Origin of the sequence: cyanobacterium endosymbiont of Epithemia turgida isolate EtSB Lake Yunoko (assembly GCF_000829235.1) — a bacterium.
Taxonomy (GTDB): Bacteria; Cyanobacteriota; Cyanobacteriia; order Cyanobacteriales; family Microcystaceae; genus Rippkaea.
On the sequence record NZ_AP012549.1, the window covers coordinates 1,029,053 to 1,051,905 of the forward strand.

Annotated in this window: 14 protein-coding genes; 7 read left to right on the forward strand and 7 right to left on the reverse strand. The window is 33.0% G+C overall.

The features are described 5' to 3' along the window. Positions 1 to 93: 93 nt before the first annotated feature. Positions 94 to 984 carry a 4-hydroxy-tetrahydrodipicolinate synthase gene (dapA, locus tag ETSB_RS03170; protein WP_044106236.1) on the reverse strand — a complete coding sequence of 297 codons (891 nt, stop codon included), beginning with the start codon at positions 982 to 984 and terminating at the stop codon, positions 94 to 96. Between the two features lie 51 nt (positions 985 to 1,035). Beyond that, positions 1,036 to 2,067, reverse strand: a complete 1,032-nt coding sequence (locus tag ETSB_RS03175; RefSeq protein WP_044106238.1) for an aspartate-semialdehyde dehydrogenase — start codon at positions 2,065 to 2,067, stop codon at positions 1,036 to 1,038. Positions 2,068 to 2,522: 455 nt separating this feature from the next. Here ETSB_RS03175 and tig point away from each other — a divergent pair, with 455 nt between their 5' ends. The 5 genes from tig (at position 2,523) to ETSB_RS10260 (ending at position 7,850) form a co-directional block, all read left to right on the forward strand. Then, complete coding sequence (gene tig / locus ETSB_RS03180) at positions 2,523 to 3,917, forward strand: trigger factor (RefSeq protein ID WP_044106239.1); 1,395 nt, start codon at positions 2,523 to 2,525, stop codon at positions 3,915 to 3,917. Between the two features lie 250 nt (positions 3,918 to 4,167). Then, positions 4,168 to 4,791 (forward strand): ATP-dependent Clp endopeptidase proteolytic subunit ClpP, encoded by a 624-nt coding sequence (gene clpP, locus ETSB_RS03185; protein ID WP_084220235.1) that lies wholly within the window; start codon positions 4,168 to 4,170, stop codon positions 4,789 to 4,791. A 21-nt stretch (positions 4,792 to 4,812) separates the two neighbouring features. After that, positions 4,813 to 6,156, forward strand: a complete 1,344-nt coding sequence (gene clpX / locus ETSB_RS03190) for an ATP-dependent protease ATP-binding subunit ClpX (RefSeq protein WP_044106242.1) — start codon at positions 4,813 to 4,815, stop codon at positions 6,154 to 6,156. Positions 6,157 to 6,363: 207 nt separating this feature from the next. Continuing rightward, positions 6,364 to 6,936 (forward strand): 5-formyltetrahydrofolate cyclo-ligase, encoded by a 573-nt coding sequence (locus tag ETSB_RS03195; RefSeq protein WP_044106244.1) that lies wholly within the window; start codon positions 6,364 to 6,366, stop codon positions 6,934 to 6,936. A gap of 668 nt (positions 6,937 to 7,604) precedes the next feature. Continuing rightward, entirely contained in the window at positions 7,605 to 7,850 is a 246-nt protein-coding gene (locus tag ETSB_RS10260; RefSeq protein ID WP_232509854.1) for a hypothetical protein, read from the forward strand. A 2,307-nt stretch (positions 7,851 to 10,157) separates the two neighbouring features. Here ETSB_RS10260 and holA read toward each other — a convergent pair. Then, a complete protein-coding gene (gene holA, locus ETSB_RS03205) occupies positions 10,158 to 11,141 on the reverse strand; it encodes a DNA polymerase III subunit delta (protein ID WP_044106247.1) in 984 nt (327 codons plus the stop codon). 66 nt (positions 11,142 to 11,207) lie between these two features. Here holA and ETSB_RS03210 point away from each other — a divergent pair, with 66 nt between their 5' ends. Continuing rightward, a complete protein-coding gene (locus tag ETSB_RS03210; RefSeq protein WP_044106249.1) occupies positions 11,208 to 11,981 on the forward strand; it encodes a DUF1868 domain-containing protein in 774 nt (257 codons plus the stop codon). Positions 11,982 to 14,163: 2,182 nt separating this feature from the next. Here the strand turns inward: ETSB_RS03210 and ETSB_RS03220 are convergent. The 4 genes from ETSB_RS03220 to ctpA all read right to left on the reverse strand — a co-directional run bounded on the left by ETSB_RS03220 (position 14,164) and on the right by ctpA (position 19,265). Further along, positions 14,164 to 14,481 (reverse strand): hypothetical protein, encoded by a 318-nt coding sequence (locus tag ETSB_RS03220; RefSeq protein ID WP_044106252.1) that lies wholly within the window; start codon positions 14,479 to 14,481, stop codon positions 14,164 to 14,166. 1,183 nt (positions 14,482 to 15,664) lie between these two features. Next, positions 15,665 to 16,942 (reverse strand): DNA cytosine methyltransferase, encoded by a 1,278-nt coding sequence (locus ETSB_RS03225; protein ID WP_084220236.1) that lies wholly within the window; start codon positions 16,940 to 16,942, stop codon positions 15,665 to 15,667. A 20-nt stretch (positions 16,943 to 16,962) separates the two neighbouring features. Continuing rightward, complete coding sequence (gene xth / locus ETSB_RS03230) at positions 16,963 to 17,751, reverse strand: exodeoxyribonuclease III (protein WP_044106254.1); 789 nt, start codon at positions 17,749 to 17,751, stop codon at positions 16,963 to 16,965. A 272-nt stretch (positions 17,752 to 18,023) separates the two neighbouring features. Continuing rightward, complete coding sequence (ctpA, locus tag ETSB_RS03235; RefSeq protein ID WP_044107588.1) at positions 18,024 to 19,265, reverse strand: carboxyl-terminal processing protease CtpA; 1,242 nt, start codon at positions 19,263 to 19,265, stop codon at positions 18,024 to 18,026. A gap of 1,661 nt (positions 19,266 to 20,926) precedes the next feature. Between ctpA and ETSB_RS03240 the strand changes: the two genes are divergently transcribed. Continuing rightward, positions 20,927 to 22,630: an ArnT family glycosyltransferase gene (locus ETSB_RS03240; RefSeq protein ID WP_408643872.1), complete on the forward strand. Its 1,704-nt coding sequence runs from the start codon at positions 20,927 to 20,929 to the stop codon at positions 22,628 to 22,630. Positions 22,631 to 22,853 lie beyond the last annotated feature (223 nt).

Genomic DNA, 22,853 nt, shown 5'->3' on the forward strand with positions numbered 1-22,853 from the left:
TATTCCTAGAATTAGTTGAAGTAAATTTTACAATTGCCGTTTATTTAACTCCAATTAATCTTAGCCTATTTATTCCATCATAAAGCCTAATTCCTAAACAAGAGATAGGTGTTGTAAAACTGATTCTAACTCTTGTTTTAAGTTAGGAGATAGTTCTATTAGAGGAGGTCTTAGTCCTCCCACTTTCCATCCTTTTAAATTGAGTGCAGCTTTGATTGGAATAGGGTTAGTTGTACAAAATAGTGCTTTGAATAAGGGAAAAAGCTTTAAATTAATGTCTCTTGCAACCGTGGCTTTTCCTGTTCCAAATGCTTTAACCATTTCTTGTATCTGTTGTCCCACTAGATGACTAGCCACGCTGACCACTCCTATTCCACCAACGGTCAACAAGGGTAGGGTCATAAAGTCATCTCCTGCATAAATCGCAAAAGAGTCGGGGGTTAAACGACGAATTTGACAAGCCTGCTCTAAGTTTCCAGTAGCTTCTTTAATGGCAACAATGTTTTCAATTTCTGCTAATTTAGCCACTGTTTCAGGTAAGAGATTTTGTCCAGTACGCCCCGGCACGTTGTATAACATAATGGGTAAATCAGGGGACTTTTGAGCAATTTCTTTAAAGTGTTGATACAGTCCCTCTTGAGGGGGTTTATTGTAATAGGGAACCACTTGTAATGATCCGTCTAAACCCAATTTAGATGCTTTTTCCGTTGCTTCTACCCCTTCTCTTGTAGAGTTAGAACCTGTGCCTGCAATAACTTTTCCTCGATTACCAACAGCTTTTTTAACTACCTGAAATAACTTATATTCTTCAGACCAACTTAAGGTAGGAGATTCCCCCGTTGTGCCGCAAATTACTAAGCCGTCGCTACCATTTTCTACTAAATAGTTAGCTAATTCCTCGGCTACTGCGTAATTTACTTGACCATTTTTATCAAAAGGAGTCACCATGGCGGTGATTACTAGTCCAAAACTGCGATCACTCATTCTTTCGTTTACTTTTTCAAAGTTAGTGGTTAATTTTTATTCTAAAAGCTTTTATTTATTAGCCGAACACAGCCATCTTTCTTTGATTAATAATTCCGCAATTTGCACTGCATTGAGGGCAGCCCCTTTCCGGATTTGATCTCCACAGATCCATAATTCTAAGCTATTAGGGTGAGAAATATCCTGACGAATCCGCCCCACCAACACCTCATCTCGTCCTGAAGCGTCCATAGGCATAGGAAAATAGTTTTTCGTCCAATCTTCAACTAGTTTAAGCCCTGGGGAATTTGCTACAATCATCCTAGCATCGGTCACAGAAAATTGAGCATAGAATTCCAAGTTAACAGATTCTGAGTGAGCACGTAGTACGGGAACCCGTATGCAGGTAGCCGTTACTCTTAAATTAGGCTCATTAAAAATCTTACGAGTTTCATTGACCATTTTCATCTCTTCAGTACAATATCCCTCGTGGTTAAGAGGAGAATTGTGGGGAAATAGATTAAAAGCTAAGGGATAGGGAAAGATTTCTGTTTGGGGGGGGTTACCGTTTAAAATAGCTTGAGATTGGACTTTTACTTCTTCCATCGCTCTTGCTCCTGCACCACTTGCTGATTGATAGGTGGAGACAACAATTCTCTTAATAGGTTGAACTCGATGGAGAGGATAAACCGCGATTCCCATCAGAATCGTCGTACAGTTGGGGTTAGCAATGATTCCTTTGTGGTACTTAGCCGTTTCAGGATTGATTTCGGGAACAACCAGAGGAACTTCTGACTCCATCCGAAAAGCGCTGGAATTATCTACCATTACCGCTCCTGATGCTACGATACTTTTTGCCCAGGTTTTGGAAGTTTCTCCTCCCGCCGATGCTAATACCAAATCAATATCCCTAAAGGAATTTTCTGTTACTGCTTCTACCAAAAGGGTTTCCCCTTTAAAAGTCAAGGAATTTCCCTCAGAGCGTTCAGAAGCCAAGAGTTTAAGACTAGCAACAGGAAAGTCACGATGTTCTAACAAGTTAAGCAACTCGGTGCCAACGGCCCCTGTGGCTCCCAGAATAGCTACTCTAACTGGTTTATACAATGAATATTACCTCCTAGGGAATCGGTTAAAAATCAGAAATTGCCATTGATTAATTGTCTGTTCTGAAGTTAAGAAAATTTTGACCTATAAGGGTTGGATTATTAATACTTAATCAGAATTTACACAGAGAAAAATATGTTTTAATGTTGTGTTTACAATATTCCTATATTATTGAGACTATACTAGCTCAGTTTAGCGAAAAGGCTTATCTTAATTCGGTCTAAAGGTGTTGTAAATGACCTAGTTTACCCTATCATAATAGAATGATGCGACAATGTACTCTTATCAAGAGAGGCATATCCCGGCAAACCCTGTCAACCGACAAAAAGCCGAGGGACTAATGATTGATTCTTAATGTTTTTAGGATATCATTGAGCTGCTTTTCCTTAAAGCATTAAGTTTAATTTAGGCTGGTATTACTGTAGTTTAATGTAATTGTTTGAGATAGAACGTCGATGAAAGTAACTCAGGAAAGACTCCCTGATAGTCAGATTGGCTTAGAAATTGAAATTCCGGCTGAAACCTTAGGGAAAGCCTACGAGAAAAAGGTCAATACCTTGGCGCATACTGCCAATATCCCTGGGTTTCGCAAGGGAAAAGTTCCCCGTAAAATCTTGCTTCAACGTCTAGGAACCAAGTACGTTAAGGCCGCGACTCTCGAAGAATTGATTCAGGAAAGCGTTAAAGAAGCTGTTCAGCAAGAAGAGTTAGAATTGTTGGGCAATTATCGGCTATGCTCTGATTTTGAAGAATTGCTGGAAAAATTTAATCCAGGGCAGTCTCTAACTTTCTCTGCCGCTGTAGATGTCTCCCCCAGTGTAGAACTGGGGGATTATAAAACCCTGAGTGTGAAAGCTGAAGAAACCCTCTATGATCCCAAACAGGTAGAAAACTGGTTAAAAGAACGACGAGAACAACAAGCTACCCTAATCCCTGTCGAAGATCGTTCTGCCCAAATGGGAGATGTGGCCATTGTTGATTATGTAGCGCATTTTGTACCGGAAGATGGGCAAGAAGTTTATGGTCAAGCAATTTCAGGAGTACAAGGGACAGATTTTCGCGTGGATCTCGCTGAGGGACGTTTCATTGAAGGCATGGTAGAAGGAATAGTTGGAATGAAACCAGAAGAAACTAAAGAACTTAAGGTGACGTTTCCTGAAGACTATCCAAGAGAAGATTTGTCCGGACGACCATCAATTTTTACCATTACTCTCAAAGAACTCAAAGAAAAAGAACTTCTCGAGCTTAATGACGATTTAGCTCGAGAAATTAGCGAATTTAAGACAATGAACGAATTAAAGGAGTCCTTAGAAAAACAGTTTATAGGAGAAGCCGAAAAAGCAACTAAGAAAAGCATCCATGATGGCATTATTGCTCAGCTAATGACAGTCTGTACGGTTGACATACCCGAGACTTTGGTTCAAGACGAAGTAACTCAAGTTTTGACTCAAACAGCCATGCAGATGGAACAAATGGGTATGGAGATTAGCCAATTATTTACTCAGGAAAAACTTCCAAAACTGCGAGAAAACGCTCGTCCAGAAGCAATAGAAAGGTTAAAACAATCCCTAATTCTTAAGGAATTAGCTCAAGTTGAAGGCATCCAAGTTAAACAAGCTATTTTTGACGAAAAAATTAACAAAATTAAAGAACAACTTTCAGACCGGGACGTAGATCTCAATAGATTAAACCAGATGGTCACAGACGAACTCTTAATAGAAGCGACTCTCGACTGGCTACAAGAGCAAGTTACTATAGAACTAGTCCCTGCAGGAACCTTCAAGAAAAAAGAAGCTGAGCAATCTTCAGCCGGCTCTGATCAGCCATTGACACCTACTGCAGAAGGATAGACCTCTCTTCAGGTGTGTAAACGGTTAATCTGATTCACTTTTTTCACACTTGAGGCATAATGTTGAAAGAGAGGATCAGTTCGCTGTTCCAGTTTGGGTGGACTAAAAATAGAAAATGCAAAACTAAAACCTATTAGGAAATGAGCCATTATTGAAAATCTTTCCCTTGACAGTTTAATTAAAGGCTATGAATAAATTGCGATTACTAGACTATTCCATCACCAACCAACATTTTTTAGAAATCTATTCCATGTCCATGAGTAAAAATATCGTCCCCATGGTCATAGAACAATCTGGACTAGGGGAAAGGGCCTTTGATATTTATTCCAGATTGTTACGAGAGCGTATCGTTTTTCTGGGAACTCCTGTTGACGATCAAGTAGCAGACTCAATCGTCGCACAATTACTTTTTCTCGACGCTGAAGACCCAGAAAAAGATATTCAGCTTTATATTAATTCCCCCGGAGGGTCTGTTTATGCTGGACTAGCTATTTATGATACTATGCAGCAAATTCGTCCCGATATAGTCACCATTTGTTTTGGATTGGCTGCTAGCATGGGAGCGTTTCTTCTATGTGGAGGAGCTCCTGGTAAGCGGATGTCCTTACCTAGTTCGCGCATAATGATTCACCAACCTTTAGGAGGAGTTCAAGGACAAGCCGTGGAGATTGAAATTCAAGCCAAAGAAATTCTTTATATCAAACGGCGGTTGAATGAAATGCTAGCCTATCATACCGGTCAACCCCTCGATACTATTGCAGTCGATACGGAACGGGACTTCTTTATGTCGGCGCAAGAAGCAAAAGAATACGGTTTAATCGATAAAGTGATTTCTCGGCAAGATCTGTCTGACCCCACTGTTCCCGTTACCTAAGTCAATTAACTCCAAGAGCTTATGTCTAAATACGACTCCCACCTAAAATGTTCATTTTGCGGTAAATCCCAGGAACAAGTGCGAAAACTGATCGCCGGTCCAGGAGTCTACATCTGCGATGAATGTGTTGAGCTATGCAACGAAATTTTAGATGAGGAATTGATGGATACTCCGACAGCGGCAGTGTCCGCAGGTTCCTTAAGAGCTGAAGAGTCCCAACCTAAACGTCGTTCAAGTCGCGAACATCTTTCCCTAAATCAGATCCCCAAACCTAGAGAAATTAAAAACTACCTAGATGAATACGTTATTGGACAAGATGAGGCTAAAAAGGTTCTTTCCGTAGCAGTTTATAATCACTACAAGCGTTTGAGTCTTAACCCGTCTCCAGAGGGAGATGGTCCGGACGATTTTGTTGAACTGCAAAAATCGAATATTTTGTTGATGGGTCCAACAGGTTCAGGAAAAACTCTTCTCGCGCAAACCCTGGCCCAGATCCTACAAGTACCCTTTGCCGTTGCTGATGCCACCACATTAACTGAGGCTGGTTATGTGGGGGAAGATGTAGAGAACATTCTACTACGGCTATTACAGGTAGCTGACTTAGATGTCGAGGAAGCCCAGCGAGGTATAATTTATATAGACGAAATTGATAAAATTGCTCGTAAGAGTGAAAATCCTTCCATTACCCGTGATGTTTCTGGGGAAGGCGTACAACAAGCTTTACTCAAAATGTTGGAAGGAACAGTAGCCAATGTTCCTCCCCAAGGCGGAAGAAAACACCCTTATCAAGACTGCATTCAGATTGATACCAGCAACATTCTCTTTATCTGTGGTGGGGCATTTGTCGGTTTAGATAAAGTGATTGAACAACGACGCGGGAAAAAGTCCATAGGCTTTATTCGCCCTGGAGATGGTAGTCAAGCTAAAGACAGACGAGCAGCTGACTTGATGCAACAAACCGAACCAGACGATTTAGTTAAATTTGGCATGATTCCTGAATTTGTGGGACGAATTCCAGTAATGGCTGCCTTAGATCCTCTAGATGAAGATACCCTTATTGCCATTCTAACTAAACCCCGCAACGCCTTGGTAAAACAATATCAAAAACTATTGAAGATGGACAATGTTCAGTTAGATTTTAATAAAGAAGCAGTGCGGGCGATTGCGAAAGAAGCCCATCGTCGCAAAACGGGAGCAAGAGCATTGCGGGGAATTGTGGAAGAATTGATGTTAGAAGTGATGTATGAATTGCCTTCTCGTAAAGATGTTAAGCGGTGTATGATTACTGAGGAAATGGTCGAAAACCGTTCAACAGCTGACCTGTTAGTTCATCCCTTGTCTTTACCAACTCCAGAGTCTGCTTGAAGTTAGTTAAACGTTCAAAATGGAGCAAATGGCAGCAGGACTAACTTTAAATATTCAATATGTAAAAATGGCGAAAATGTTCTTTTTTGCTACATTAGATAATGAGAAAACTTATTTAAAAAATGTTCCGAAATTTTTAGAGGTGTAGTAACTGTTTTAGAGGTATAGTAACTGCCCTCTGGGTATAATGTAATCCTTGGGACTAAAATGATCTCTTCTGAGAAAAAAAAGTTACGACGTAAACTCTTAAAACAACGTCAATCTTTAGATAAGAAAATATGGCAGGAAAAAAGCAATAGCCTTTGTGAAAAGATAAAATCTTTATCTTTATTTCAGGAAGCCAAAACAATTCTGGCGTATTTCGCCTTTCGCCAGGAACCTATTCTTAATTCTCTATTTACAATGGAACACTGTTGGGGGTTTCCTCGTTGTGTCGATCAATCCTTAATTTGGCATCATTGGATTCCTGGAGATGCTATAAGTGCAGGAACTTATGGGATTTTAGAACCTGACTTAAATGCTCCAATTTTAAACTCTTTTGAGGTTGATTTAATCTTGGTTCCTGCTGTCGCTTGTGATCATCAAGGGTATCGCTTAGGGTATGGAAGAGGGTTCTATGATCGTTTATTGAATTCTACTCAATGGCAACATATTCCTACCATAGGAATTATTTTTGATTTTGCCTATGTTAGTCGACTATCAGTTGAGCCTTGGGATTGTAAATTAAAGGCAATTTGCACCGAAACACAATATTTAAATTTATTAGAATCAGATAATTGAGTATATCTGCTTAGAAATAGATAAATTTGTCTACCATAGAAATTTACTGATTTACTGAAAGATTCTCTAAGACTGCCGTTAGCATAAAGTTGTGTGATAATACACGGTCGGTTAATGTTAGGTTTGATAAAAAAACTTGTAAGAAGAACATTTATTTAGACGAATTATAAAGTATTTTTTTATGACTGAATTAGGGGCTGTGATGATAATGGATGGACAGATTTACCTAGAAGAAGATACAATAACTACCAAGTATCTCATCCCGAAGCAGTACTAAACCGATCTCTGTTGATGCACTTCGGGTTGTTAAAATAACAAAAGAATTGTATTTGAAGGAGAAAAGTTGATTAACTGGGGAAGTTATTACTTAGGGTTATGGTAGTTGTTTTTACTTATTCTCTTAAGAGTTCCATACTGACTGTTTCTACTTTGACTTTTGATGCTGTAACAATAGCTGAATTAGAAGTTAAAGAAATCTAATCTATATCAAGAGTACTCAATTATCTCGATTGTCCAATAATATTGCAATTTAGTTGTTTTAATTGAGAAAAAATATGATTTAATTTATAACTTGTTTTCCTGATAATAGAGCAGATTAATGGTGATATAAATTAGGTAATTTTGTGGAATAAAATCAATAATTTTTAGCAGCGTTAGCCTAGAGATTATTGCAAGAATGGTGCAATGATAAAGATGTGTTAGGAATTGACTTGCGACCCCAACCTCGTTTTGTTCCTTGTTCTCCTCAAGTAATTGAAGAACTTAATAAAAAAGTTAAGCAACAGATTCAAAAAGTTATAGGTATTTTAGATGGATATAATCTTCAAGAAGAAGTAGTCATAATTGTTATTACTAAAAGGAAAATTAAACTAATTAATTTTAAGCCTAAGCTTTTCATTCCAAATTTTTTTTGAAGATGTATCTAGTGGTTTGTATGAGTTAATTAAAAATTCAGATAAATTAATGATTAAACAACTTAATAAATGTTAATTGTGAAGGGACGCGTATGCTTGTATTTAGCTTTGTTTAATTTTAGGGTATGTCTCCACCAGTTACATAGTGATGACAGAAAAAAATACACCAAGGGAATGAAGGAATGGATAGTAAGTAAGTCAACTTATAATAAATGTAAAATAGAAAAGTAGTTTTTTGTAAAATTATTATATGCTAGCCTGTCTAAGAATTTATATAACAAAATTAAAAGAGTAAAAACTATAAAAGTTAACTAGCCACTTAAAAAGTATCTATAGAAGAAGAGGAAAGAAAAAAAAATTATGTTGAAATCCAAGAGAATAGTAATTTTAAAAATACAGATTAGGTAAATACATCACAAAATATAGTTAAAAAAATAACTTAAGAAATTACATCTATTGTTTCTGTAGATTTCTAGTCTATATAAATAATATATGGGTGGCATAAAATAAAAACTTATGAAATTACTATAAAGATATTTACCAACAAATACAATTCAGTTAAAGTAGTCAAATAAAATATTATTGCAGAAAAATTACTCTAAAAAATATTGATTTTTTAAATCAATATTCAAATCTAATTACTTAAATGTTAAATCTGTAAAGTAATTTGTTTTTCTTCCATTTATTTAAAGCTATCTACTCACTTGTTTCTGGAGTCCTAGTCCATGCTCTGTAATTCACCGTTAGACCCTTGGTCCACTTTAGTCTGTCGGGTTTATCTATGCAAGCTTCACTATCTCCTAGGTGGATTGCATAGGTCACCGTACTATTGAGGTTATTCAGAGCGATTTGAGAAACATGTTTGCCATCGTTCTCAGAATCAGCATTCCGCGAAAACTGACTAGTATCCGGCTCAAATCTTTCGCCATCTAGGTTAGAGTATATATTATCACTAACTTCCCACTCTTCGGCAATGAACCATACGTCATTTTCAAAGCTGATTTCCTCGTCGGACTTATTTTCATGCTTGGAGTAAGTTCAACAAAGGAATTGAAGAACCAATTAATTTTCTAAGGTAAGCTGCTACTCTTCGCAGAACTCGACTAGTACCCATCGGCGAAAGTTTGATTTTTCTACTTAGCTATTAAGTCAGTTGGGTCGGAGTTTTGCTGCCTATAATTTTACCAAACACATCGTAGACTATGCGGAACAAATGTCCAGCATCTTCAATCATTTTGCGAGCAGCACTGTTGTTCATAGTAGTCAGTGTCTTAAAATTACTATACGGAAAGTCGACATCACAGCTACCACAGTCCTACAGGTGAATATACTGGTCCAAAAAATTGCCTACTTGTTATTCGTTACACCTCTTTCAAAAAAGTATGTTGCGTTATAAAGTCAGATTATTAACAAAATTTTTTCCTTTAGTATAAAGTGGAAAAATACTTCATATTTTCCACTGAAAAAGTTAGTGAAGATTATTAGTCAGTAGTCATTGACTCTGGGTTAAAGTTAATAAATTTTACTTTATTTTTTACCATCTTATTACTTTTAGTGTGGTATAAATTTTATCAGATACATTGTTTATATGAAAAAAGTAGTCGATGGACAGCAATTATTGGTCCTTTTTATAGTGGTTTAGCTATTTTTTGTACAGGTTACATTTATCATAAATTTTTTTATTTTTGCTGTGTAGAGGAAATTCTTCCCCTTTTTATGGATGGTGTCTTCAGTCTTTGATAAACCTCCCTAATAGTTGCGGTTCCTATCTAAATCCCGATATCCTAGCAAACTACAGAGCTTGATTAATTGAAGGTGTAGCTTTTTGATAGGCTTCACAATTTCTTTCTTAAATATTCAACTACTAGATAGGGTAGTAAGTGGTTGATTTACTACGAAAAGATTATGATACTATTGTAAATAGTAATCTATTTAGCTATGAATATTTAGTTATAAGACATGATAAGCACACCTGAACTTATCCGACTTGCTTTTTGAGTAATAATATCAGTCTAATTATATTAGACTTGTTCAATAATATTAAGTTCAGGAATTAGACTAAAAAAAAGATTAATTTCAAGATATTAACTTTTAAGAATAAACTTGAATTTTTAGAGACTCCTTAATGATGTATATCTTTAAGAAGATAACTGTAGGCTGTTGTAGTGTATGTTTATACATCATAAAATCAATTTTGGTCTGTTGTAGGAGAAAAAAATAAGAGACATTGGCAAAAAAATTGTGGTTTATATAACGTCTTATACTCAATACTTGGTTTATGAATAGTCTCTCAAAAAAATCTATTACTTATATGGAAAAAATACGACATAATTCAATCGTTTTAGTTTTTAAGCTGGCTAAAGCATCACTACCCCGTTTTAAAGCAAAATCCAATTCTAATAGAATAGGCAAGGTTGCTAAGAGTTGCTGACTAGAAAAAGATTGTAATTCTCTTCGCAAAAAGTAAAGACGTTTGTAGTTAACAATATCAGCAACTTTGGCAATCACTTTGTCATCTTTTTGACCAGATTCAATTTGAAGTTTAACCATTGCCCAAGTGCGGAATTGTCCCACTAAAGTTGCTACAAGTTTTAAAGCGGGTTCATTATGGGAAATCAAATCAGTAATTAATTTTAAAGATTGTTCTTTATTCCCCTGACGAATAGCTTGAGCAAGTTGTAAACTGCTTTGGTTACTAGCATTGACTAAGGTAGTAATAATATCTGTCCCTAAGGGCGTGGTTCTATCGAGACTATAGAGGCGTAGCTTTTCTAGTTCATAATTTAATTTTCGCGTGTTATTCCCGATAGACTCTACTAATAACTCTGTTGCTTTAGGCGTTAGTTGAACGCTAATTTCCTGACAAATGTGCTTAACTTGATTAATTAATTCATCAGTTTTCCAAGGAGAAATAAGAGAAAATTCTTTAACTTCGGCATATTTTTCTAAAAGTTTGGTAGATTTTAGTCGTAAATTAGGTTTGTTGTTTAATGTTAACAATAGATGAGAATTTTCGGGAATAGCAGGTAAAGTTTGTTGCAGTTGGGAAAATATCTCTTCGGAACACTCATGACAGATGGTAGGGTTTATAACCCAGACAAGTCTTTCTCCTCTGCCAAAAACTGAAGTCATTGCTTGATTTAAGGCTTTTTCTATGGCATTAGCCTGATCTCCATAGATTTTATCGTAATTAAATTGAATCCAGTTAGGATCGAGGAGAGTTTCTAGTTTTTTCTTAACAGTTTGGGTGATTGCAAAGTCATCTTCACCCCACAATAAATAAATTGGCATATAAAATTTAAGATAAATTAGAGAAAATAATAATATCAGGTTGTTGAATTCTTAGAGGAAAAAAGCTTGGACGAAACTTATCAAACCTATGTCAATCGGGTAGCAAGACTGACCATACCGGATATTTATCAAACCCAACTTCAGAATATCCAAAAATCACCTAAATTTCAGGGTGGAAAATTTGTTGCTTTTCCCGGTTATACAGTTCTTACTCCTCCTTACGCAGAAGATTTTCTTAATGAGGAATTTTATCATCATCTGGAAACCATACAACAGCAATTGTCGGAAGAGATAGACTCAGATATAGTTGCTTGGGTACCCCCAAATAGTTTTCATTTAACCTTGGCTGATTTAATTTGGGACAAAAGTTATCAAGAAGCGGTTCAAGATAGCCCTAATTTCGACCAAAAAATTCAAGTTTATATGGAAGAAAGTTTTAAAAACTACCAAAAAATTGAACTAGAAAAAAATGAGCCTAAATGGCAATTATTAGGTTTACTAGTGTTTCCTCGTGCTCTAGTCGCAGGATTAGTACCTTGTGATGAGTTATCCTACGAAAAAATTGTTCAATTAAGGCGGTCAATTTATCAAAATATGGATTTAATAGCTTTGGGAATTGAACAACAGTATTATTTTACAGCTCATATTTCTTTGGGATATTTTACGGAAAATATATATGAGCTTGATCGAGATTACTTAGCCTCTGTTTTAACTACCTTTGATGATAAATGGTTAGAAGCTGAACCAAAGGTTTTAACAATTCGCCAGGCTGAGTTACGCAAATTTAAAGATATGACGAATTTTTTACCCAGTGATAATAATCCTAGAGTAAAATTTTAGGTTTTAAATTTGGTTAGAAAGTAGGATAAATTAGATATAGTCTTAAACTATTTGAGAGATTGTTTGTCGATGATTAAATCAAGTAAAAATTATATTTTTTGTAGGGTAGTTAAGTTTTTATTGATAAACAGTCTCTTCAGATTTTCCTAAATTGATAATTTATCATCTATTAAATTTAGGGTATTAGCATACAAAATACTCGATGCTATAACTGTGGGAACATTAATGTCAGGAGGAGACTAAATTCTTATCCAATACAATCCTTCAATAAGAGCATGGCAACCGGTAAAAATTGCCTGTCCTGCTGCGCAATTTACGATCTATAGGTTTCTTGATAACGGTGTAGAAGTCACTATCAAAGGATTGTAATTGCTCTTTTCTAAAAAGTTAATAGTCTTTAATTATTTAATGTTATTATCGTTATTATAGTCCACGATATTATATTCTATTCATTTCTCTATTCCCTCTGATTTAATTTTATAGATGGATGGATAACAAGCTTTAAGATAAGTACTTTTAAGACCTTTTTGTGCTTTTATAAAAGATTTAGGAATACAAGAGTTTTTATTTAATCCTCTAACCAAAATATTAATAATGGCTTGACTTCCGCTTAGGAAATATTCACAACCCACATCGGTACAAATAAGATTTTAAACCTGACAAAAGGAAGCATTCTCAATCAATTAAGCGATATACATAATAAAATTTAATATTTTTATCTATTAAATTTTCTACAGAACTATTAATAGATTGCAGTAAAAATGAGCTTTCAATTAAGTTTAAATAAATAACAACTAAAGTCTAAATTAATTGTCAGTTAGCTTATAATTAAATAGTATAAATATTTTTTATTTTATAAAAAATAGCCAATATTTTTATTTAAATTATTTTAACAACGTCTAAGAATTTCCTGATTTTTAATAAAAAGAAGTTCCACTTTCAAATTTTAATCCTTAGGGTCAAAACTATGAGCCACTTCTCCAGCAATGGTATGACGTTTTAAAATAACTATTGTTTGCCATATTGAGTTACTAATGCTCTACGGTTAAGCCTTTACTTCCGCTTATAAAGCTATCATATACATAAAAAACAATAAAACCCTTGATGATTAGCATCTATTAACTCTACTAAATTTAAGATAGTAAAGATGACCTAACCATAACATAGCACTATTGGTAAAAAACTTTAATAATAAGCATGCTGTTTAAAAATTTAAAAAATCTAAAATAAAGTTTTTTCAACGTCAATATTAATGGTTTTACACGACAGGTTTATTAGAAACTATCTTTTTACTTCTATGGATTAGATTATCTATGTTGTGAGTAAAATTTAGACTAAATATTTTAATTTTGTAGTAGTTAAGAAGTTGAAATCTTCTATAAAAAATATATTTTTTACTACTAAACTTCTGATATGAAACTTATATTTTTTTAAAAAAAAAGAACGGGGAATACATTCTAACTTTCGGTTTTCTGATCAGACTAATAGTTATTCTACTTTTCTTTTTTAAGAAAGTTAAGAATTCTTTCTTTCATATCTTTTTTTGTATTCTTTTCCTGTACTAACTTTGATTAAAGTAGTACTTCTTTTAATCGGTCAAACTAGACCATATAATTCATCTTTATGAAATCTTTAAGCAAAAAAATAGTGCTTTTGGGTAAAAAACATTTATTTTCAAGAAATGATTGATTTTTTGAAAAAATTAATTAATATTTAATATCTTTTATTTCTTTTTCTTAACTGTTCCCTATTCCTAATTATTAGCTCACTATATTAAGTCCGGTAAAACTTCATATTTGTGATATTATAATTATGAAATAATATAAAGACTATGAATAATATGTCCATTATTTGTAAGGCTAAGATAGAGCGATAAAATTATCTCAATTTTTACAAGATCAGGAGAATTATGTTCCATATAATCAACATTATAGATAAATTAATTTTTATATTTATTTGTATTTTTTAAAGCTTCTTAAATATAAATTTATTATTAATAACTCTAGGATTTTATCTAGTAGATATTTTTGTTTATTCAACTAGTGAAGAATCCTATTAATTTTTATTGATAGTTTTATGTTCTCAGGCTTTGAGGATTTTTCTTGAAGCTTTTTAATAAGCTTTTTTTGGGTTCGATCAAAATCAACTTAACCATACGCTAATATTGGCGTATGGTTAAGTCTTAAGAAGACTTATTTTTAAATAAAGCTTTATATAAAACAAATAAAATGGACCCTAAGATTCCGAGCATGATTACAGAGGTCACTAACCGTAAGATACTATTGAGTAAGGATAGAGCCACAATAATCGCTACAATAGCCAGGCCTATTTTTGTATAAATAGCTAGTTTATTGTACCATTGTTTGAGGCGAACTAGGAAACTTTTAGGATTTTCATTAGCCTTAAAAGACCACACAGAAAATAGTTCAGATTCTTGGTTTATTTCCGCTTCTAAATCTTTGAGGTGTTGCTCCCCGTCTTGAGGATTTTGCTGACTCATAGTATTTGGATGTTAACTGAAATTGCTATCTAGATTCTGTGTCTATTATAATGGCAATACTAGAACATTAGGATATAATAAATATTAGTGTTCTTAATTTTCTCATCCCTAAAATAATTTTAGGGATGAGAAAATTAAGAACATATATTATCATTTTGTAACCTAGATAATTATTCAGCAATCTATGTCTCTTAAACATAGCTATCGTATTTACTTAACCTATAGTTTTAATCTTTTGATAACATTTTTAGTTACTGTTTTTTTATTTTTTTGAGACAAGTATATCATCATGCATTTGAGTCTATAATTTTCAGGAGTTTCACACTCTAAATTTTGTATAATTACTTTAGCTTAATCGTGTACCGACAAAAAACTCGTTATTAATAATTGAAAATCAAAACAACAAGTGATGATAGCCACTATCATCGCTGCTCGTCAAAAAGTTCGCACTTTTTTTAAATATTTCTTCAAGTCCACAGGAAGCTGATACCAATCCAGTGAAAAAAGCTTATCTTACTTTATAAGTGGTAATTTTTCATACTTTATCTAAGGCATTTTCTAATAAAACAGGTCATAGCAGAATAAAATATTTTTATACTTCAATAATCAGAATTGTCGAACGTAATGGCTTAAATCAGTAGGTAATTAAAGTAAATACTTTCCAAAATAACTTCAAAGAGGGTGATTGACTCAATTAATTAGGGTAATGATCAAATTTCAGTATGTTATTGGACTTTAGATACAATTGAATAGACTAATAGTACATCCAAAGAAATTAATATGTGATTGTCCTAGGGTTACAGAGCAAAATATTATATCATTATCAATATATAACAAATACTTTATTTTATAAATATATCTATTAATTTAAAGGTAAAAATATACAGTACTTACAAAGTATTTTTGTATCTTTACGTATAATATAAAAATTTTTATCTTATACGTAAAGATAGTAAGAGTTAAAACGTATATTTGTCAGCAGCAAAACCAGCTTAAGTTAAAAGTTACATGCAATAATTATGTTAACTATCTTAGTTAAGTCTGAGATTAATGATAGTTAACATAAAGTAATTAGTTCATAAAAATTTAGGTCAATAGTTTAATTAGAATATGGTCTTTATCTAAAAAATACATTATCTATATTATTTTTAATATATTATCTCAGAGAATATTTATAATTATTTTATCGAATTCTTTTATTAATTAAACTAGAATTAACTCCATAATATTGAGCTGCTTGTGACATATTAAAACTTAATATTTCCTGTTTCATGAGTGAATATTGAGCCATAGGTTTAATTGATTTAATGCCAAGACATTTGATGATTTCCGTTGCAATTGCTTTGGCTAGTAAAGGAGGAACCGAATTACCTACCTGACGAAATCCATGCCATTTAGTAACATGAAATCTAAACCAATCAGGATAAGAATGAAGTCTTGCAGCTTCTCTAACAGTAATACATCTAGGGGTAATAGGATGAATGGGACGAGGGGAAGTATGCCCTCCTCTACTACTAGGAGTTCCTGCTCTTAAGGTGTTACATATACTATCACAATCTAACCTTAATAATCGACTAATAGGTTCAGTTTTTCCCGGAAGAGTTTTATTAAATCTTTCCTTAGATATAAGAGTATGTTTTGTTCTTAAGCTAGATGTTAGAAGGTTTTTTTCGTAGCTTCTTTGATAAGAAAAATCATCATCTAAGTCGACTAAAAATCTCAATTTTTTTACGTAATTACTTTGTGTACCGTAATTAACAATAGTCCAATCTCTCTTTTCAAGTTCAGGATAATTATTGACTTCAGGTAAGTCCTTAATTGCATCCCAAACGGTAGGACAATTAGGTAAAATAGACCTGGTTTTGGTTGCTAATTTATGAGTGAAATTATTACTGATAGCTTGAGGATAGTTAGGTAAAGTCAATCTTTTCTGACATCCCAACAAAAAAAGTCTTTTTCTATTTTGGGGAACTCCATAATTAGCAGCATTTAAAATTTGATAATTAGTTTCTATTATATAATTATTTTGAATGAATTTATCGAAAATATTTTCTAAGAGTTGTTGATATTTTCCGATAGCCATTCCCGGAACATTTTCAAGTACAAAATACTTTGGATTCAACTCTAAAACTAATCGAATAAAATGATAAATTAATAAATTTCTTTCATCTTCTAAAAGACGTTTACCTATTAAAGAAAATCCTTGACAAGGAGGTCCACCAAATATAACATCAATGGAGCGATTACCAATTTTTGATAGTTGTTTAATTTCTGATCCAGTAATTTCTTGTATATCCCGACAAATGGTTGTCCAAAACGGAAAGTTATACTCATGAATAGCGCAATGAATGGGATCTATTTCTATTGATGCAAGAACATCAAATCCAGCTTGTTCAAAGCCTAATGTCATTCCTCCTGCACCAGCAAATAAATCAATAGCAATTGGTCTTTTGTGATTGATTTGCAAATTTTAATTACTCCTTAAAATTCAACAATAACTGGAGCATGATCGCTCGGTTTTATCAATTTTCTTGGCTCAATATCAATAGTGCAACTAATAGCTTTTTCATAAAGTGTTGGGGTAAGATAATGGTGATCAATCCGCCATCCGCGATTGTCCTGAAATCCGCCCGCTCTATAGTCCCACCAGCTAAAATACTCACCTCCTGATGTGAATTTTCGAAAGGCATCTTTTAATCCTAACGAAAGGATGTCTTGTAAAGCTTCCCGTTCTAACGGAGAAGACATAATATGATTCTCTTTAGACTTATAGTTATAAATATCTCTATCTTCTAAGGCAATATTAAAATCTCCACAAATACATAACTTTTGATTAGATTTATCTAAAATATTAGCTACATATTGTTTTAGGACTTTTAACCACCGTAACTTATAGTTATATTTTTCACTTCCTACAGAAGTACCATTAGGGACATATAAATTGACGATCCTTACATCCTCTAAGATTCCTGTAATAACTCGTTTTTGCTCATCAAACTCTTCTAATAAAAAATCCTTAATAATAGGACTAAATCCAGTGTTAACATCTTCTAAGGGTTGACGACTGAGAATAGCGACTCCATTGTAGGATTTTTGTCCATAAATATAAACGTGATAACCCAATTTTTCAAAAGTGCTTTTAGGAAAATCGTGATCAACCACTTTAGTTTCTTGTAAACAAAGAGCATCCACACAACTACTATTTAACCAGTCTATGACATGGGGTTGTCTAATACGAATTGAGTTAACATTCCAGGTAGCAATTCTCATATACTCTAGTATTCTTTGTAAGTTTATAATGTTAGATTTATTTTGAGCAACAGTGTTTCACACACAATCAAAAATTTTTATAAATGTAAACTTCAAATTATCTGGACAGTAGTCTAGGTTCTCTATCATCTAAATAAACTAGCAATTGATACTAATAAGAAAAAAAAATAACAGACGGGTTTTCTTTATTGAGACTATTTTAAAGGTGTAATGATTTGCAAAAAAAACTATGAGAAAAAAAGGTCTTTACAAAAACTCTAACAAACTTTAATTTAAGAAGCATGAACTACTGCCATATTACTTATTAAAAGCTTAATAGCAGCTTGATATTGTAAATCTATATCAGTACCAATTTGTTGATAACTAATAGGGTCTTGGGGAACGACTTCATCAGGAATAATTCCTAATCTATGAATATCTTTGTGGTTGGGAGTTTCATATTTAGCTACTGTTACCGCTAATCCTGCTCCATCAGGTAACTCGAACAAAGACTGAATTAAACCTTTGCCAAAGGTTTTTTCGCCGACTAATATACCTCGACCATTATCTTGTAATGCTCCGGATACAATCTCACTAGCACTGGCGGTTCCTTCGTTTACTAGTACGGCTAAAGGAGCTTCTGTTAACGCGGAACCAAAAGCAGAAAAACTATCTCGAATTCCTTGACGATCAACTGTATGAACTATAGTTCCATTATTTAGCCAAAGACGAGCAACTTCAATCCCTGCCTGTAACAATCCCCCTGGGTTATTTCGTAAATCTAAAATATAAGCCTTAGTTCCTTGTTGTTCTAAATTAGCCACTGCATCAGCAACATCTTGGGCTGCATTAGCACTAAATTGACTAAGGCGAACATAACCAATAGGAATGTTTTGGGTTTGATTATCAATATCAGCAAATACCGGACTTAGCGAAATATGAGCTCGCATAATGTTAATTTGACGAATGACCTTTTCATCCTTGTAAGGTTTGATGGTTAGAGAAACTTGTGTTCCATTCGCTCCACGCATTTTGGTAGCTGCTTCATCAAGAGTTAAAGTAGTGGTGTCTACTCCGTCAATTTTCAATATGCGATCACGTGCTTTGATACCAGCGGACTCAGCTGGTGATCCTGTTAAGGGCGCAACCACTTCCAATTTGCCCGTCTCGGGATTGATATTGATCTGTAAACCTACTCCTGATAATTCTCCAGCAGTACTCATTTGTAAGTTGTTATATTGTCCTGGTCGTAGAAGGCGAGTAAAAGGTTCATCGAGAGTGGCTAACATTTCGTCAATGGTGTCGTAAGTTTCTTTACGATCATGAAGATGTCGTTGCAGAAATTTTTGACGTAATAACCACCAATTTTGGTTATTAAATGAATTATCTATGTAGGCTTGATTAACCAATCGCCAAGACTGAAGTAAGAGTTTTTGATCTTGCGTAAACGCTGAAGCAATTGGACTACCGACGAAGCAATTGAGCAAAAGGGAACAAATAACTAGAATAGTAACCAATAACGTACGTTTTCTCATGAGAAAGGTAGATAATTGATGTTTTGTCTTTTTCTTAAAAAAGGGACTCATGGCAGAAGTCAGAAATGATAAGTCAAAAGTAAAATTTCTTTATCGGGTTAGGTTTGAGAAAAAAGTTTTATCAATCCCTATACTTTTAATTCTATGGTCTCACTGTGCCGAAAGTTTTAGCAAAAATTTTACTAAAAACTTCTACTTTAGTTTGACTTAGAAATCTAATTGATAGGTTTTGTAACAAAAATAGAAGTAATTATCCAAGTGACTGAAGTAGTTCTTGCCATGATCCACAGAAGTACTGTTAAGAATAACACGTAAGAGGCAATCACCATATAAGTGGAGCATTACAGACTCAAGAAAAGTGTTTGACTCAATCTCTCCTTCTAGGATAATCAAATAGAGACTAATCAAATACTATGCTTTTCTTGCCTCTTTTAGAAAGCCAAATTATTGTAAATGTGCTCAAAAAGTTAAAATTAATCAAGTATTATCGCTAATATTTAAGCTTACTCCCTAATAGAAAAAAAAATTTCCATTGATCAATAATGAAGTATGTACAGCTATTTTAGCTATATTTCCAGGGTTTTTAGACAAAGTAATCTAAATCGTTCCTAATTTACCCCAAAAACTTATCCTAGTGATTTTCGGCAAAATTCATCAATAATAGAAAGCTATCCCTAGCCTAGTCTTAGCAGAAAAGGAGCAAAAGTTCCTTCAAGCCACTGATGTAGAATCATATAAAAGTTCTTAATCCATCAAACTATCAATGAAGCGATTAATTTAGTAACCGATGAAGACATGATTTGGTGGTTTTAACACTGCAAATAGCGATTGAATTTTGAGAAAAATAGGAGAGAACTTATAAAACTTTATCCCTCACTTCTAGCTGTTAAGAAAACATAATTATCTATAGAGACTGCTAAATTTTATTAAGCATAGTCATAAAAAATTAGCTCATATATTTTTATAAACAGAAGAACTCCTCAAGAGAATAATTTTATATTAATAAAATTAGATAGTAATAATACTATTACTTTTTAGTAATGCTCATTATTGAAATAATTACGTTGATTTTTTAACTATTTTTACTTTAAAATAACGTGTCTATTTTATGCTAATTTTTATTTTTTCGAAAAATATAGTCATTATTGTAGAATAATAACCTAAACTATTAATAATTGTTATATAGTTATACGTAATTTTTTTAGTTATTATTCTACAATAAATAAAAAAGGTAAAAATATTTTTACCTTTTTTATTTTCCGCTTAACTCATTGAAGACAGTAAAAACTCAATAATAAAAAATTTTACTCAAAGTATCACTTCTACTTTTATTTTACTTATTAGTTTATAAAAAATAAATTTATTCAACTTAGCTTTGCTTTTTCAGGCTAGCTGTAGTAAAATGAGATTATTAGAAATAAAATTATTGATTTTAAATATAGTAAAATATAGTTTATAAAATATGTTTTATTAATCAAATATATACTATTATTTATTATGATATATTTTTTTTTATAAAAATTATAATCTTAGCCATAATCAAATTTTTATACCTTTACTTTATTGAGAGTTTTAGGAAAAAATGTCATACTGAATAAGTATTAACTACACCCCAATAAAAACTCTTGGACAGAACCACTTTTAACTCTATTAGTCATAATATCTCCATTATTCGAAAAAAACTAAAATCCTGTTATTGGCAAAAATCCGTTATTTGGTTATTGTTAACAGGGCTTATACTACGTTTAATAATTGCTTTCTGGCTGCTTCCTGGTTATGACGAAGGTTACTATTATCTATATACTCGCCATTTAGATTGGAGTTATTTTGATCATCCGCTATTAGTTGCTCTAACGACAAATTTTGGTGTTTGGATCACTGGTATCACGTCTCTTTTTACTCTACGTTTGGGAACAGTAATTTTATATACAGGGACTCTATGGTTACTATATTTAACTAGTGCTAGACTATTCGATCATCAAACTGCTAAATTAACTCTATCAATCGTCTCAGTAGTTCCTATTTTTAATGTAGGATTTGGGGTGATTACTCTTCCTGATAGTCCTTTAATCTTTTTTTGGACTGCAAGTTTATATTGTGCAGCTGTTGAGTTTTTTCCAAATTCTAATCGAAATTTCTATCCTACTTATCGCCTCGCTATTTTAGGAATTCTTGTGGGATTAACTTGTTTAGGTAAGTATCATGGATTTATATTAGGGTTAGGATTAATTGGATTTTGTTTAACCAGTCCTCCCCATCGCCGCGTCTTCCTATCGCGTTGGACAGGATTAGGGATTATATTATATATTTTAACTTTATTTCCCCTTTGGTTTTGGAATTTAAACCACGATTGGATTTCATTTCGTTTTCAATTATTAAATCGTTTTGAATCTCCTCCAGAAGGAGAAATATCACCCTCAAGATACAGTTTATTTAATGTATTTTCTATTTTTTTGACAGAACTTGGTTTGCTATTTCCTACTATTGGTATTCCTTTATGGTGGGTTGTTTTAAGGTCAAGTTTATCTCAATTGATAAGATTATTTGATGATAACTTACATATAGTTTCAGGAAAATCACAGCAGACATTCAGTGAGTACAATTTAGCTCAAAAACAATTATTTATTTTATGGGTTTCTCTTCCATTAATGCTAGGATTTACTCTGCTTGGCGGTAAACAACAAATTCTTGTTACTTGGCCAATTCCAGGGCTTTGGAGTGGGACTTTATTATTGGGATTTTATAGTATTCAATGGAAACAACAGTCATCCAATTTAATTCGATGGTGGATTAGAGGAACAGGGATAATAACTACTATTATTTTACTCCTATTGCTACTTCATACAACAACAGGAACCTTTTATAAATCTAGCCAATATTCCCCTTTTGGTAATTTTTTGACTCCTAAAAACGATCCTACTAAGGAACTAATTGATATCGAACAATTGCGAAAGGTTTTTGCAGAATCTTCAGAACTTATGAATGCTTTAGATGAAACGACTTTTATCTTTACTAATGCATATTACTTAGCTGGATTAATCGATTTAGCTTTGCGACCTTTAAAAAATATTCCTGTGACTTGTTTTAGTTATGATATGCGGGGATTTATTTTTTGGCATGATACTAATCAATGGGTCGGAAAAGATGGACTTTATATTACTTTAGAACAATTCCATAAGATGCCTCATTTAAAGAATGATTTTAGTCGTTACTTTGAAGAGTTTCAGGAGATTGGTACTGTTCCTATCAGTTTAGGAGGAGTGGTAGTTAATGTGTTTCATGTTTATAAAGCAAAGACTTTCCTTAAACCTTATTCCCTAGAAGAGTCTTTCTTATTTTATAAAAATCAGTCGCTAGTATTCTAAACAATATAGTTGATATTTAATCAATTAGATTATAAATATATATATAAGGAATAATTACTTATATATATATTTTATTTTTAAAGAAAAATAAAATATATATTAATTCTAGTCTAGAAATTTAATTAAAGTAATAAACTAATACCTAGTAGTTGAAATAAAGTCTTAAAAAAATAATAGTATTACTTATTAATTACTAAATATTTTATAATATAAATCTTAAATA